At 39.3% G+C, this 14,632-nt stretch carries 16 protein-coding genes and 1 rRNA gene; 10 read left to right on the top strand and 7 right to left on the bottom strand.

The genetic code is table 11. From position 1 onward, the window contains the following. Positions 1 to 269 precede the first annotated feature (269 nt). The 5 genes from FTV29_RS14340 to FTV29_RS14320 form a co-directional block, all read right to left on the bottom strand. Positions 270 to 1,178, bottom strand: a complete 909-nt coding sequence (locus FTV29_RS14340; protein ID WP_005097042.1) for an AEC family transporter — start codon at positions 1,176 to 1,178, stop codon at positions 270 to 272. Positions 1,179 to 1,305: 127 nt separating this feature from the next. Continuing rightward, on the bottom strand, positions 1,306 to 1,824 hold the full coding sequence (locus FTV29_RS14335; protein ID WP_074382719.1) for a GNAT family N-acetyltransferase: 519 nt from the start codon (positions 1,822 to 1,824) through the stop codon (positions 1,306 to 1,308). Positions 1,825 to 1,892: 68 nt separating this feature from the next. After that, positions 1,893 to 2,987, bottom strand: coding sequence for a chorismate synthase (gene aroC, locus FTV29_RS14330; protein ID WP_180075641.1), 1,095 nt, complete (start codon positions 2,985 to 2,987; stop codon positions 1,893 to 1,895). Positions 2,988 to 3,000: 13 nt separating this feature from the next. Further along, positions 3,001 to 4,011, bottom strand: a complete 1,011-nt coding sequence (prmB, locus tag FTV29_RS14325; RefSeq protein ID WP_180075644.1) for a 50S ribosomal protein L3 N(5)-glutamine methyltransferase — start codon at positions 4,009 to 4,011, stop codon at positions 3,001 to 3,003. Between the two features lie 207 nt (positions 4,012 to 4,218). After that, complete coding sequence (locus FTV29_RS14320; protein WP_005097047.1) at positions 4,219 to 4,605, bottom strand: hypothetical protein; 387 nt, start codon at positions 4,603 to 4,605, stop codon at positions 4,219 to 4,221. 199 nt (positions 4,606 to 4,804) lie between these two features. On the opposite strand from FTV29_RS14320, the gene FTV29_RS14315 reads away from it, so the two are divergent. The 10 genes from FTV29_RS14315 (at position 4,805) to FTV29_RS14270 (ending at position 13,572) form a co-directional block, all read left to right on the top strand. Then, a complete protein-coding gene (locus FTV29_RS14315; RefSeq protein ID WP_005097049.1) occupies positions 4,805 to 5,113 on the top strand; it encodes a hypothetical protein in 309 nt (102 codons plus the stop codon). 160 nt (positions 5,114 to 5,273) lie between these two features. Beyond that, positions 5,274 to 6,650, top strand: a complete 1,377-nt coding sequence (locus tag FTV29_RS14310) for an AarF/ABC1/UbiB kinase family protein (RefSeq protein WP_180075640.1) — start codon at positions 5,274 to 5,276, stop codon at positions 6,648 to 6,650. A gap of 244 nt (positions 6,651 to 6,894) precedes the next feature. Continuing rightward, positions 6,895 to 8,181 (top strand): acyl-CoA dehydrogenase family protein, encoded by a 1,287-nt coding sequence (locus tag FTV29_RS14305; RefSeq protein ID WP_180075643.1) that lies wholly within the window; start codon positions 6,895 to 6,897, stop codon positions 8,179 to 8,181. Between the two features lie 23 nt (positions 8,182 to 8,204). Continuing rightward, a complete protein-coding gene (locus FTV29_RS14300; RefSeq protein WP_180075642.1) occupies positions 8,205 to 9,404 on the top strand; it encodes an acyl-CoA dehydrogenase family protein in 1,200 nt (399 codons plus the stop codon). Between the two features lie 89 nt (positions 9,405 to 9,493). Beyond that, on the top strand, positions 9,494 to 9,982 hold the full coding sequence (locus tag FTV29_RS14295; RefSeq protein WP_180075639.1) for a GNAT family N-acetyltransferase: 489 nt from the start codon (positions 9,494 to 9,496) through the stop codon (positions 9,980 to 9,982). A gap of 211 nt (positions 9,983 to 10,193) precedes the next feature. Then, a complete protein-coding gene (locus FTV29_RS14290) occupies positions 10,194 to 10,772 on the top strand; it encodes a transglycosylase SLT domain-containing protein (RefSeq protein ID WP_180001429.1) in 579 nt (192 codons plus the stop codon). 440 nt (positions 10,773 to 11,212) lie between these two features. Then, positions 11,213 to 11,572 carry a roadblock/LC7 domain-containing protein gene (locus FTV29_RS14285; RefSeq protein ID WP_180075638.1) on the top strand — a complete coding sequence of 120 codons (360 nt, stop codon included), beginning with the start codon at positions 11,213 to 11,215 and terminating at the stop codon, positions 11,570 to 11,572. 54 nt (positions 11,573 to 11,626) lie between these two features. Then, positions 11,627 to 12,598, top strand: coding sequence for a hypothetical protein (locus FTV29_RS14280; protein WP_180075637.1), 972 nt, complete (start codon positions 11,627 to 11,629; stop codon positions 12,596 to 12,598). A 10-nt stretch (positions 12,599 to 12,608) separates the two neighbouring features. Continuing rightward, a complete protein-coding gene (locus FTV29_RS14275) occupies positions 12,609 to 13,148 on the top strand; it encodes an ATP/GTP-binding protein (protein WP_180075636.1) in 540 nt (179 codons plus the stop codon). Position 13,149: 1 nt separating this feature from the next. Then, entirely contained in the window at positions 13,150 to 13,572 is a 423-nt protein-coding gene (locus tag FTV29_RS14270; protein WP_100357943.1) for a roadblock/LC7 domain-containing protein, read from the top strand. 48 nt (positions 13,573 to 13,620) lie between these two features. Here the strand turns inward: FTV29_RS14270 and FTV29_RS15330 are convergent, their stop codons facing one another. Together FTV29_RS15330 and rrf are read right to left on the bottom strand one after the other, a co-directional pair. Beyond that, positions 13,621 to 13,743, bottom strand: coding sequence for a transposase (locus tag FTV29_RS15330; RefSeq protein ID WP_180075635.1), 123 nt, complete (start codon positions 13,741 to 13,743; stop codon positions 13,621 to 13,623). Positions 13,744 to 14,513: 770 nt separating this feature from the next. Continuing rightward, positions 14,514 to 14,628: ribosomal RNA gene (gene rrf / locus FTV29_RS14260) — 5S ribosomal RNA — on the bottom strand. Positions 14,629 to 14,632 lie beyond the last annotated feature (4 nt).

The raw sequence follows: 14,632 nt of genomic DNA, 5'->3' as shown, positions 1-14,632 counted from the left end.
TATAATTAAATAGACAAAGATGATAAATTCTTCAATGGACATAACTGTAATTTTATTTTCTTGGTCGAAATTAAAGTGAGGTTATGTCCTTCTCATTTCAATGACTTAAAAAGTTGAGATTGGCGTAAACTTTATAAGATTTTAGGATTGATTTGATTTTGGCGCTTAAATAGAACCTTTATTGCTTAGGCTATTTTAATGGTTCAAAGCATAGAGAGTTTAAATTCAGTATTTAGATCTTATATCATCTATTTGAGAATCAAGGAATTTTAAATAATCCAGGAAAGTACCAATATTAAGCTTCCCGCCGCTACGACGGTTTGTACACTAATGATGCTCGCCATTAACTGGCTATCGCCGCCATATACCCGGGTTAACACATAAGACGCTGAGGCGGTAGGTAAGGCAAAGAACAATACCAATACTTGCGTGGTGAATGCATCAATCTGGAAAATTTTACAGACTAAAAATGCAATCAGCGGCATTCCAAACAGGCGACCAAAGGTCATCAGACTGAGTGGCAATACATCTCGCTGAAAGCCCTGAAACTTTAAGGCTGCTCCTACACACATCAGACCGAGTGGCAAACTGCATAGTGCAATCTGTTTAAGAAATTGCTCTGCTCCTGCCCAGAGTGCCAAGCCGGAAAGATTAAACACACCACCCACCATACAGCCTAAAATTAATGGATTTTTAGACAAATCCAGAATGATTTTTTTCAGCTGCATATCGTGACTGCGGGTAAATGCCAGCACCGACAAGATATTCACCAAAGGAATACACAACACCATGATCACAGCGAAGATGGTCATGCCCTGCTGATGAAATAAGCTACTGACCGCAGCAAGTCCGATATAGGTATTGAAGCGCAACAAGCCCTGAACATAGACGCCAAAACGCGCATAAGATATCTGGTACATATGGCGCAACATATACAGTGCGATACTGACCACGATCATGATACTAAATACCACCAGTACCACATCCTGAATCACATTCATCTGAATCTTGGCAGTGGCCAGATTTAAAAATAACATCACTGGAAACAGTGCATAATAATTTAACTTTTCTGCTCCGCGCCAAAAGTCTTCACTCAACCATTGCCCATGCTTAAGCAGATAGCCAAAGCTGATCAAGCCAATAAGAGGAAATAAAGAAGTTAAAATAATTTGCAGCATGTGCCATCCTGGTCTGTTTCCCGTCTATTTTTCAATACCCTTTAGACGGTGCACAAAAACTAGCATATTTAGTGGCTATTTCACCAATTAATTTAAGAAGTAAAATGCTTGAATTTTCATCAACTCATTATATTGATCTGATCATTTTTTCTAAAATCAGTAAATGTAACGGAATCAAAGGCTCTCCGACATTTTGATCTAGTGGATATGCTTCAATTTTTTCAGTCAATAGATAGCCACGGCGCTGATAATAAGCAATCAATTCTGTACGGACATTCAATACTGACATTCGAATCACTTTCTTCTGATACGTATCAATAATATAAAACTCGGCAAAATCTAGTAACTGCTTTCCATAACCCGAGTTTTGTTGGTCTGGATCAATGGCAAAACTTCCAATTTCGATAGAGTCATCGAATTCAGTCAGCCCAATACAGCCAATGATCTGATCATGATTCTCTAATACAAAAAGCTTAACATTAGTCTGTGCCAAGAGAATCATTACCTGATCACAATTAATCCGTTGACCAGCAACCATCTTATGTTCATGTGTCCAGCCACGATTGGAACGATAAGCTGTATTGATCAATACAACAATGTTCTGGATATCTGTAGTTTTTGCCAAGCGAATATTGTTATTTTTCATTATATAAATATAAAAAAAGCCAGACCGAAGTCTGACTCTAATCGTATCCGCTTCAGATGAAAAGCGAATTATTTTGGTTCAATCGGCTCAAAAGGCGTAACTACATCGGCATTTTGCGCACGATGACGCATAAAGTGATCCATTAGCACAATCGCCAGCATCGCTTCTGCAATTGGTGTCGCACGCACGCCCACGCAAGGATCATGACGGCCTTTGGTCAACACGTCTGTATCTTCACGATCGATATTAATGGTTTTACCCGGAGTAGTGATTGAAGCCGTTGGTTTCAGTGCAATCGCGACACGAATGTCCTGACCACTAGAAATACCGCCTAAAATACCACCGGCATGGTTTGCCAGAAAACCGTCTGTTGTTAACTCATCACGTGTTTCATGACCAAATTGCTCAGCGACGCCAAAACCATCGCCAATTTCAACGCCTTTGACCGCGTTAATCGACATCATGGCATGCGCAATATCTGCATCTAAACGATCGAAGACCGGTTCACCCCAACCCACAGGTACTTTAGACGCAATAATTTCAAGTTTTGCACCGCAGCTGGTGCCTTGTTCACGTAGTGAAGTCACGAGCGCTTCAAAACGTGGCACGGCATCCACATCGCCACAGAAGAATGGATTGTTTGGCACTTCATTCCAGTCCAGTTTTTCTGCTTTTTCAGTACCAATTTGTGTGACATGGCCACGAATTTCAATGCCAAATTTCTCTAACAGGAATTTCTTGGCAATGGCACCCGCTGCCACACGCATCGCTGTTTCACGCGCGCTTGAGCGGCCACCACCACGATAATCACGGAAACCATACTTCTGGGTATAGGTATAGTCGGCATGACCCGGACGGAAAGTTTGCGCGATATTGCCATAATCTTTCGATTTCTGATCCGTATTACGAATCAAGAGCCCGATCGATGTTCCGGTGGTTTTACCCTCAAACACACCAGAAATAATTTCCACTTCATCCGGCTCTTTACGCTGGGTGGCAAATTTCGATGTACCCGGCTTACGACGGTCCAAATCTTTTTGCAAATCGGCTTCACACAGCTCAATACCCGGTGGAACCCCATCAACGATGGCCATCAGGCCCACACCGTGAGATTCACCACAAGTCGTCACACGGAACAGTTGCCCTATACTATTACCTGCCATGTCACACGACTCCTTATGCTTGAATAGACTGAATGAATAAATCGCGGTAAGTACGGCATTGCTGTGCAGTGAGTGCAAAGATACCTGAACCACCTTTCTGGAATTGTAACCAGTAGAAATCGACTGAATTGAAGTTCTGTTTCATCGCCCATTCCGAGTTACCGACTTCAATGACAATAAGACCGTCTTCAGTCAGGTAATCTGCAGCTTGTGCCAGCATTTTACGTACAAGGTCCAAACCATCCTGACCCGCAGCCAGTGCCATTTCAGGTTCGTGATGGAACTCATCGGGAAGATCAGCCATATCTTCTGCATCCACATATGGTGGGTTCGATACGATTAAATCATATTGATTTTCAGCAGGAATTTTTTCGAACAGGTCAGACTCAAGCAAGGCCACATTAAACTGTTGGTTATGATGTTCACAGTTAATTTGTGCTACTTCTAAAGCATCCTTAGATAAATCAGTCGCATCGATTTCAGCTTCCGGGAAAGCATAAGCCAGAGCAATCGCGATACAACCTGAACCTGTACACATATCTAAAATACGGCGAGGCATTTTTGGATCTGGATTTTCAGGTAGATTGTTTACCCCTTCACGCGCCTGATAATTTTCATCCAGACAGTAAGGTGCAAAACGATTTTGAATCAGTTCAGCAATCGGTGAACGTGGAATCAGTACACGCTCATCCACGTAATAAGGTTTATCGTCAAAGTAGGCTAAATTCAATAAATATGAAGTTGGCATACGCTCATTGATACGGCGCTCCAACAATCCTAAAAATTCAGCTTTTTCACTTGGGAGTAATTTTGCCTCGAGAATTTCAGCATCCGCTTTCCATTCCAATGACATGCTTTGTAATACCAATGCTGAACTTTCAGCAAAATAATCTTCTGTACCTTGGCCTAAGTGCGCATCATATTGACGTAATGCTGTCACACCAAAGCGGATAAAATCACGAATTGTGCTTAGGTTTTCAGCGGCTTCCTGAATATGTTCAGGGCTAATAGTCGGTCGATCCACGTAGGGCGTCTCCAAGGTCATTTTTTTAAACGCCTTATGATACCTTGTTTTGCCTGCTTTTATAATGCTAAAAGTATGAAAAACACGAATTCTCTAGGCTCATAAAAATGATAAAATTCGTGTTTTTTTACACAATCCTTAACCTGTCATTCTAGTTTTTTTAGAGCAAGTTCAGACGATTCAACAAGCTATGTCTCATGTGGTGATTTATCGTGAACCTGGTGCATAAGAGCGGGATTGATAAAGATTTGCCTGATCCATAATCAAGGCCAGCATACATTGACCTTGTTGCTGTTTGGCATATTTCCCAGACACTCTTAAATTACATTGCTGCGACAGTTTACGTTCCCAAAGCACATGCTGACTGCGGATGGCCGCGGTCTGATTCGGATTCAGCTTTAGATAATTTTTATAGCTTTTCTTCAGACGTTTGTTATGTAGTTTCAGCTCTTTCTTTAGGCATTTCTCTGCTTTAGCGGTATTACCATAACTAAAGTTCATACACTGCGAATATTCCTTGGAATATCCTACAGCAGCCTGAGTCTGAACTGCACTACCTGCAAAAACTGCAACCAAAAACCATGCAAGACGCATAAAATCCCCTTTACCTAAACTGGTATAATTCCAATAAATGTTTAACAATCAATATTGTTTAAATTATCCATTAATATTAACGCAGTCCTTGCAAAAATCCTATGTATTTCTCCGGCAGCAAATTAAACAGTTGTGCAATTGAAAACTGGCATATCACCCACATATAATCCGAATTAAATCTTCAAACGAGCCCGGTCCTATGAGCTATAAGCACAATAATCTTATGGCGATGCGCCAAAATTACTGGAATGACCAGGTTTCCGGTCAAGTGCAGCAAGAAAAGGTATTTTTGCAGTCAACTTTAATCCAGCATGGTGTATTTAGCAGTGCGACACTGGACGATGCAAAATATCTGTTTTTTGGTTTGCCGAGTATTGTGATTGTAAAAGGCTATGCATTGGGTTTTATGCACGACAGTGTCCAGCACCTGATTCATCAACATATTCAAACAAATAAACAACAGTTACAACAACGATCTGAATTAAAAATCCAATTTCAAATGGCATAATGCCCTGTCTAAACTGATACAGGCTGGTGAATAAATGAAAGCTTGCCTAGCTTTTACTATGAATTCAGCGGCTTAAACTTTTTTAATACGTGCAGAAGCGCTAATATCCCCTACAATGATTTATTCTGCTTCATGCTGATGATGAAAGGATTGAGTTTACATGTCAGATCAGAACGATAAGCTTAAACAACTGAAAACCTCCTCTATGGATCGACGCTTATCGATCGCAAAGGCATCCTTGCTGGCAGGCACGCGTTGGGCGGCTTCCAGTGCAGGCTCCATATTTTCGAGTGAAGAAGAAAAAGAAAAGAAACGTAAAAAAGCCATGAAAGAGCAGGCGGATTATCTGGTTGCAGAAATTGGTAAGCTCAAAGGTTCAATCGTTAAAATCGGCCAGATGATGGCGCTGTATGGCGAACACTTTTTGCCAGAAGAAGTCACACAGGCTTTAAATACGCTCAACAACCAGACCGTGGCACTGGCTTGGCCAGCGATCAAGACACAATTACAGCAGCAGCTCGGTGCAAAGCTGAATGATCTCACCATTGATCATGAGCCTTTGGGCACAGCTTCTTTGGCACAGGTACATCGCGCTACCCGAAAATCTGACGGCATGGAACTGGTGTTAAAAATTCAATACCCAGGTGTGGCAGAAGCCATTGATTCGGATATGAGCCTGTTTAAAAATATGCTTAAACTGACCCGTATCGTGCCGCAGACCCGAGAATTCGACCAGTGGTTCGATGAAGTCCGTGAGATGATGCACCGTGAAGTAAATTATCAGATTGAAGCAGATACCACGCGTCGTTTTGCTGCACGTTTAAAAGATGATCCGCGCTATATCGTCCCGACCATTATTAATGAATATTGCTCTGATCGTGTGCTATGCATGACTTTTGAACGTGGTGTGCCGATCAATAGCCCGGTAATGTTATCCCTGCCCCAAGAACGCCGCAACCAGTTAGGGGAAGCCTCTCTGGAAATTGCAGTACGTGAAATTTTCGAATGGGGCGAGATGCAAACCGATCCGAACTTTGGTAATTATCTGGTTCGTCTGGGCAATGGTGCAGATGTGCACGACAAGATCATTCTGCTCGACTTTGGCGCGATCCGCCAGTTTGACCAGCATCTGCTCAGTGTTGCGCGTAACCTGATTCAGGCAGGCTATCATCATGACTCGGATATGATGGTCAAGGCGATGACCGGCTATGAATTTTTTGATTCAATTCCGCAAAGCATCAAACCGGATATGGCCAAAGTCTTTTTACTGGCCACCGAAGCGTTTAGTTCACCGCTAAATAATCAAGAATTGCCAGCCGGCGTAATGGACGAACATAACCGTTATGACTGGAAAAAAAGCCAGCTGCATAGCCGTGTGATGCAACAGGCGTCGAGATCTATGGCTTCACGTTATTTCAGTGTTCCACCCAAAGAATTTATGTTTATTAGCCGTAAATTTATCGGTGCTTACACCTTTATGACCGTGATTGATGCCAAAACCAATGTGCGTGCCATGATTAAACATCATCTCTCTTAAAATAAAACCTGCATCAAAAATACCCGGATGATTTTGTCATTCGGGTCAATTTTTAGACATATTCGATTTTTTATATTTTTATCTTTCTTTTAATTTTCATTAATTTATTCCTCCATTTCTTCAATCTCCGAAACCTAAAAATTGTCAATCATTCGTGTCAGGGATGACATAGTTTTATCTCTGAGTGCATGTCAGTATTAAAAAATAACGTGACAACACCTTTAGGATAATCAGAATGAATAATATGGTGAATAAAGCCCAAGGATTTGGCTTGTCCATACTGACCAAAATCGCGGGTAGCGAAGTATTAGACCAGTTAAAGCTGCGGAAATTTGTAGAAAAATCACTTTATCAAAGTTCAAAGGCAGGATTCAAAACACTGAGTCAAACTCAGAAAATCCTGAAATCTGGCCAGAAGATTCAAAAACAGCGTCTGCCACATCAGTCTAAATCCTTATTTGATCTGAACCTGACTGAAGAACAGCAAATGACCTGTAATGCCATGCAGCAATTTGCCCAAGAGGTGCTATATCCCTTGGCGCATGATGCAGATCAGCATGAACTATTCCCCCATGAACTCTGGCAATACAGCACTGATTTAGGTTTGAATTTCTATGCCCTGCCTGAAGCATTGGGGGGCGTTGCATCGGAACAGAATATTGTCAGCAATATTTTAATCGCTCAACATTTGGCTCAGGGTGATTTCAGTCTGACGGCTGGCTTACTTTCGACTTTTAGTGTCATTAACGCCATTACCCGCTGGGGCTCAGAGCAGATTCAGGCAGAATATCTGGGCGCTTTCGCAGAGAATCCTGAGTTAAAGGCCACCTTTGCTGTACAGGAAGAAACAGCAGCATTTAACCCGGAGCAACTTAAAACCAAGGCTGTTGCACATCAGGGACATTATCTGATTCGAGGTGAAAAGACCTTAGTGCTCTTGGGAGAAAGTGCCGATCTATATCTGGTCAGTGCTGATCTGAACGGAAAAGCTGAGGTCTTTGTGGTGCAACGCGACAGTACTATCACTGCGAAAAAGTCACCTGCTATGGGTTTAAAGGCCACAGAAACCGTTACGCTCAAATTTGAAAATACTCCGGCTCAGCGTTTGGGAGATGCGGATTTTGATTATACGACTTTTGTTGATCTGGGTAATTTAATGTGGTGTGCGATGGCGGTAGGCACCTGTGAAGCAGTCAAAAAATACTGTGTGCAATATGCCAATGACCGTATTGCCTTTGGCGAACCGATTTCTCATCGTCAGAGTGTCGCCTTTATGATTGCTGATATGGCCATTGAAATTGACGCGATGCAAATGCTGATCCTGAATGCCGCCAGTCTGGCTGAATCTGGTCAAGCTTTTCATCGGGAAGCTTATCTGGCACGCCTACTCTGTGCAGAAAAATCCATGAAAATAGGCACCGATGGTGTACAGATTTTGGGTGGTCATGGTTTCACCAAAGAACACCCGGTCGAACGATGGTATCGAGACCTCAGAGCCACTGCCATTCTCCATTCTGGCTTGCATGCCTGATAAAAACATAAAGAAGAACAATGATGAATCTACAAACTCCAAAAAAATTTAAGCTTTTGATTGATCAAGCACATGAAGTTGCCCTCAATGTTTTGCGTCCTATTTCACGTAAATACGACAAGGCTGAACATGCTTATCCGATAGAGCTAGACATGCTCGCTTCAGTCGTGGATGGCATGAACCAAGGTAGTGAAGGCATGAATGCTGGTGCAGCAGTCAATAAACGTGGCGATGCAGACAGCAGCAATAAAAATGGCATTAATATGTCTACCGCCCTGAGCATTATTGAAATGTGTTATGGCGATACTGGCTTATTACTCTCGATGCCACGCCAAGGATTAGGAAATTCAGCTATTGCAGCGGTGGCAAATGAAGAACAGCGACAACGTTTTCATGGGACTTGGGCAGCCATGGCGATTACCGAACCTGGTTTCGGCTCAGATTCCGCTGCAATTCGCACCACTGCGACCAAAGATGGTGATGACTATATTTTAAATGGTGAGAAGATTTTTGTGACCTCTGGGGAACGTGCCGATGCGGTTGTGGTCTGGGCAACATTAGATAAAAAACTGGGACGATCGGCAATTAAATCATTTGTGGTGACCAAAGGTACGCCCGGAATGAAGGTTGAACGACTGGAACATAAGTTAGGAATTAAAGCTTCGGATACTGCCACGATTCGCCTGATCAATTGTCGAATACCTGCGGCAAACTTGCTCGGTCATGCAGAAATCGATGTTGCCAAGGGCTTTGCCGGTGTAATGGAAACCTTTGATAATACCCGGCCATTGGTCGCTGCCATGGCAATTGGCTGTGCCAAAGCCTCGCTGGAACGTATCAAGGAAATTTTTAAGGATCAACTGGATTCCAGTTATGTCACGCCCTATTTACAAAGCTCCAATATCGCTGCACAAATCTATCGCATGGAAGCAGAATGGGAAGCTGCACGCTTGCTGATGCTCAAAGCGGCGTGGATGGCAGATAATCATAAACCGAATTCACGTGAAGCATCTATTGCAAAGGCCAAAGCTGGACGTATGGGGAATGAAATCACCTTAAAATGTGTAGAATTGGCAGCTGCGGTAGGCTATAACGAAACTGAACTGTTGGAAAAATGGGCACGTGATTCCAAGATTCTGGATATTTTTGAAGGTACCCAGCAGATTCAGCAACTGATTATCGCTCGACGCGAACTGGGTAAATCTTCGAGTGAGCTAAAATAAAACTTTATCGAAGAAAAATTGAAGGAAAAAGATGGATTTTTTAAAGTTTTCGGACTATAAAAATTCCATCTTCTTTTATGTCATGTGCTATGTATTCTATTCGTCCCCTTCAGCCTCAAGATAATGCTCAAATTGCCAAGATTATTCGTGACGTTTCCATGGAGTTTGGTCTGGCAGCGGAGTCCGGTTTTGCTGTAGGTGATTCAATTCTGGATCACCTATATGACGTATATCAACAGCCAAATTCTGCCTATTGGGTCATTGTTGATGAACAGGATCAGGTTTATGGCGGTGGTGGTATTGCTCCACTACAAGGTGATCACAATATTTTAGAAATACAGAAAATGTATTTTCTACCAGCCGTTCGTAGATATGGCTTTGCAAAACAGATTTTGAATTTGGCCTTTGATTTTGCCCGACAACATAAATTTGAACGGATTTATATCGAGACTACCAAAAACCTTTGGCAAGCGGTGAAGCTGTACGAGAACTTAGGTTTTGAGCATCTGGATCGGCCTGAAGGCGACACTGGCCATAGTCAAGCCTGTGAAATCTGGATGCTTAAAAACCTAGCCTAATCGATGTCGATCCTCATCTTATCCATAACACCAAGAAAAGCCTTAAATAAATATCTATTCCAATCGGCTTTTCTTTGATCATCTCTTCATAAATCATCCATGATTCAAGCAGATCTACTTTGACTTTGTAAACAAATCATATAATTTCTTGACGATTTTTATACATCTTCCTAAGATCAGTTTAATTTTAAAAATACATGGAAGCTGAAAGTTGTTAGGCAAATTTTCTGTTAGAAAAAACTTATTATTACCAGTATTCAATAGCACAATTTTTAAAATTGGGCTGCTTGGTCTAAGTACCGTGTTTTTTAGTGCCTGTTCTTCTCTTGGCGGCAATTCTTTAGAAAAACGTTCTGCTCAACTGTCTAAAGGAATTCAGACAGCCTACGGTGTTCCAGCAACCACAGCAACTCGCGTTTCACCTTTGATTATTCAGAATGCAGAAAAAAATCGTCTGGATCCATTACTTGTAGCAGCCGTAATTCGTCAGGAGTCAACTTATCGTAGCCAGGTGGCTTCACATGCTGGAGCTGTTGGCCTCATGCAAATTATGCCAAGATATTGGCAAGCGACTTGTGGTGATGATTTATATAATGAAGCTATAAATATTTCATGTGGTAGCCATATTCTTTCTCGTTATCATGAATCCAGTGGCAGCTTAGAAAAAGCACTGGGCTATTATAATGTAGGTCCGACTGCCTATGAGAAAAACCGTAAAATGCGTAAGCAAGGCAAACGTTATGCACAACAAGTGAAACAGCATAAAAAAGATCTGAAGAATGTAATTTAATTTATCCTTAACATAATGCTTGAATCAGTTTAAAACTCCTGAAAATTAAACTGATTCATCTTTTATCGGCTATATTGATTCTGCAAACATTAAAATAATGCAAAACCCATCACATATTTGTTTTTCATTTAATTTGGGGAAGATTAATATTTAACCAATCAACTTTATACCCATATATTAAATATCAACATATAAAATATAATTTTATATATCTAGCGAAAAATTATATTTCATACATTTATTTTAATTAATTTAAATAAAAATAAATCCAATGAATAAATTAAATAATAAAAACTACATTAATTTATCTTTATTACATTATTTTTAAGAAAAATAGAATTAAACTTATACTTAATATTTTTAATATATATTGCAATTTTTTGTTAATTATTAGATACTCCATCTAATAGCTAAAGCTATTTAGAAAATGGGGAATAATTATGGCTAAAGTTTCTTTAGAGAATTTAACAAGTATTGATGGTTTTGTAGCGGCTGCACTTGTTGATAGTGAAAGTGGTTTAGCACTTGCTACACAGGGTAATAGTACGATTGACTTAGAACTCGCTGCTGCTGGTAATACTGGGGTAATTCGTGCAAAACGTAAAGTTGCAGAGAGTTTAAATCTTGATGATACAATTGAAGATATTCTCATTACCTTAGGTAAGCAATATCATCTTCTTCGTCCACTTGATTCAAATGAAAATCTATTCCTTTACCTTATTCTTGATCGTTCGCGTGCTAACTTAGCTATGTCACGTCATGAACTTAAGCGTTTCGAAAAAGAATTAGATTTCTCTTAATTTCCAATCAGGATTGCCCATATATTCTTGGGCAATCTATTATTTAATTTGAATATGAAAGACACAATTTATCTCTCTGTATTTGGTTTAAATCTTGCTTTGATTAATGAACTCAAGGCCATCATTAATATCGCTCTACAGGAAAAATATGAGATTTCCTGGACACATATTGCTGATTCAAAACTCCAATTACTCTTAATCAATGAGGATTTTATTAATATTCCTCATATTGAACAAATGGATAAAAAACATTTTCAGATTCTGCGTATAAAAAAATCTGATACGAATACGACCCAGCAAATTATTAATAATACGATTTATTTGCCATTATTTGATGAAAAACCTCTCATTCAATGGATACAATCCTATTTTTTCAATTTACTTAAATCTAATAATTTATCTTATCAGCTGAACAATAACTCTCTATCTATTCAAAATCAAAAATTCAATTATGATAATTTAGAAAATATATTTAAAGATATATTCAAAAAATATCGAACAGGTTTATTTTTATTACAAAGTGAAAGTGATGATATTGCCATACTAGATTTTGATCGGTTTCAATTTTATTTAAAACCTAATCTTCAAATTATAACAACAAAAAATTTAAACATTATCCCTGCAAGTATTAATCAAATTTTAAGCATTAAAAAACATGCAAAAGGCATAGATCTTAAACAGGGAGTCTGGCAATTTATTTGGGACTATCTCGACCAAGATATTCCAAACTATCCACTTCATTATCAAATTAAACGTTGGCCAAAAATATCAAACAGAACCGACCGTATACATTTATTTAAGTTATCTACTGTATTTAGCTCGGGCAGCCATATCAGCTATGCAGAGTCTTCTTTAAAAATTGGTCATAAATATATTAATTTCTTTTTATGTGTTTCTGATTTAGCAGGAGACTTAATTCCTATTTCAGAAAATATATCCCCATTTAAGTTAACCCAACAAAATAAAACTAAAAATAATGGACTAAGTGGTTTCTTTAATAGTTTAAGAAAAAAGCTAGGGCTTTAAGGTTTAATCCATGATTTTACAAAGATACAAACTTGTGTTCGCTGGAAGTATGGGGGCAGGTAAAAGCACTGCGATTCAAACCATTTCCAGTATTGACGTTTTAAGTACGGAAGCCATTAATACCGATTTAAATGCACATAAAAAAGCACAAACAACTGTAGGGATCGATTATGGTGAACTCATTTTAGAAGATGGAAATATTGTTGGCTTATATGGCACACCAGGGCAAGAACGCTTTGACTTTATTTGGGATATTATTACGGAAGGCGCTCTAGGTGTAATTCTACTCATTGATCACACTACAGAAAACCCCATTGAACAACTAAATGAATATTTAACTTATTATAAAGCCAAGCTTTCAAATATTATAATTGGCATTACTCATTTAGATAGCAAAGCTCAATATAACTCATCGATCTATCATGAATGGCTAGACCAACAAGATATAAATTACCCTTTATTTTTAATTGATGCTCGCGATAAAGAAGATATTCTCCTTTTAGTTGATGCATTAATCACACAAGCTGAAGTTCTTTTCGAGTTAAATTAATATGTCACTACATGAACTATCTAAACGTACCGCACCTCAGGATTTAATTCAGTTTGCACAAAAATATATACAAGCTATTCTTAGGGATGTTTCCGAAGTCAATTTAGTTATGCTCTGCTCTTCAGATGGTTTTGAACTTGCGTCAGTGCATAAAAAGGATGTTGAAAATCATGGAAAACTTGCAGCTGTAAGTAGTTCAATTCTGGCTATGATTCATGCATTTATGAATGAAATTAATTTCACAGGATGCCAGAGCATAACACTAGATGCAGATAATGGTAAGGCTGTTATGGCATCTATTCAACATCCTAATTTTCCAATGCTTATAGTCATTCTTTCTTCCAAAGAAGTTTTACTGGGTCAGCTACTGTACGCAACCAAAAAAGCTAGCACTGATATTGCAGCATATAAAATTAAAATTTAGGTTTTAAATGCTATATCCTATTTATATTTACGAAACTATGATCTGTCATCAATTAAGCCAAATTATTGTTGAGGCAAGATAAATTGCTGACAAAAAGTTTTGAACTAATTTATCATAACGTATGGTAATAATACGATACTGCTTGAGCTTGGCAAAAAAGTTCCCGATCAAATATCGTGCTTTATAAAGATATGGGTATAATGACCTTGACTCATAGCGTTATTTTTAGAGGGTATCACGCCTTAAGCATTAATTTTCTGGATTGGAACAATTATTCGATCTTTAGACTTTTAGGCTTTATCTATGGGCTAAGTTTGACTGAACAATAAGTCCAGCAATATATCAGCACCATTTAAATCATGAACTTGCCCAGCAACAGTAAGATAAAATTTTATTGGATTGCCTAAGACATCATTATGAGCACGCATTTTGGTGCTTAAGTTATCTTTCCTCCGTCCGATCGCCTGATTTCTTCCCCAGCGCTGTGTTGATGAGCACAATGGTGGAGTCGAACATGGCTATTCATTGTCACTGTCATGTGACAGCACTTCAAAGACTCTCTGCCACACACCTGCTTTAGGCCAACGACTAAAACGAATATCCACGACGCTGAAATCACCAAATGTTATGAAAAGACTCACTCGCTAATGAATATCTGAACGATACCTAACTGCTCTCAGCAAATAATCCTTTATCTTTATCAATTACTCTAACAATTTCTATTCTAATATCTAAATCATGCCAGTAACACCTAAGAAAGCTATCACAGGATTTATTAAATAAAGACCTAGCACTTAGTCCTATTCTAACTATCTTGATAGCTAAACTTGAACATATCTCAATCATTTTTTGAAAAGCTTGAGATTTAAATAATAACTTGATTATTTTAAATACACAAAAAAACACCCCCAACTGTTAAGTTGGGGGTGTTTGGAATAATGAGCTGGCGATGACTTACTCTCACATGGGTAACCCCACACTACCATCAGCGCAAAGAGGTTTCACTTCTGAGTTCGGGAAGGGATCAGGTGGTTCACTCTTGCTATTGTCGCCAGCACAA

This window comes from Acinetobacter sp. YH12254 (assembly GCF_013417415.1).
Taxonomy (GTDB): Bacteria; Pseudomonadota; Gammaproteobacteria; order Pseudomonadales; family Moraxellaceae; genus Acinetobacter; species Acinetobacter pseudolwoffii.
This window is presented reverse-complemented; position numbering and strand designations above follow the sequence as displayed.

What these genes read in the sequence shown, in the direction of transcription:
- FTV29_RS14275 (WP_180075636.1), top strand. Translation starts at nt 12,609, where the DNA reads ATGATTTTACAAAGATACAAACTTGTGTTCGCTGGAAGTATGGGGGCA.
- FTV29_RS14270 (WP_100357943.1), top strand. Translation starts at nt 13,150, where the DNA reads ATGTCACTACATGAACTATCTAAACGTACCGCACCTCAGGATTTAATT.
- FTV29_RS14295 (WP_180075639.1), top strand. Translation starts at nt 9,494, where the DNA reads ATGTATTCTATTCGTCCCCTTCAGCCTCAAGATAATGCTCAAATTGCC.
- FTV29_RS14320 (WP_005097047.1), bottom strand. Translation starts at nt 4,605, where the DNA reads ATGCGTCTTGCATGGTTTTTGGTTGCAGTTTTTGCAGGTAGTGCAGTT.
- FTV29_RS14305 (WP_180075643.1), top strand. Translation starts at nt 6,895, where the DNA reads ATGGTGAATAAAGCCCAAGGATTTGGCTTGTCCATACTGACCAAAATC.
- FTV29_RS14285 (WP_180075638.1), top strand. Translation starts at nt 11,213, where the DNA reads ATGGCTAAAGTTTCTTTAGAGAATTTAACAAGTATTGATGGTTTTGTA.
- FTV29_RS14335 (WP_074382719.1), bottom strand. Translation starts at nt 1,824, where the DNA reads ATGAAAAATAACAATATTCGCTTGGCAAAAACTACAGATATCCAGAAC.
- aroC (WP_180075641.1), bottom strand. Translation starts at nt 2,987, where the DNA reads ATGGCAGGTAATAGTATAGGGCAACTGTTCCGTGTGACGACTTGTGGT.
- FTV29_RS14315 (WP_005097049.1), top strand. Translation starts at nt 4,805, where the DNA reads ATGAGCTATAAGCACAATAATCTTATGGCGATGCGCCAAAATTACTGG.
- FTV29_RS14340 (WP_005097042.1), bottom strand. Translation starts at nt 1,178, where the DNA reads ATGCTGCAAATTATTTTAACTTCTTTATTTCCTCTTATTGGCTTGATC.
- FTV29_RS14300 (WP_180075642.1), top strand. Translation starts at nt 8,205, where the DNA reads ATGAATCTACAAACTCCAAAAAAATTTAAGCTTTTGATTGATCAAGCA.
- FTV29_RS14310 (WP_180075640.1), top strand. Translation starts at nt 5,274, where the DNA reads ATGTCAGATCAGAACGATAAGCTTAAACAACTGAAAACCTCCTCTATG.
- FTV29_RS14280 (WP_180075637.1), top strand. Translation starts at nt 11,627, where the DNA reads ATGAAAGACACAATTTATCTCTCTGTATTTGGTTTAAATCTTGCTTTG.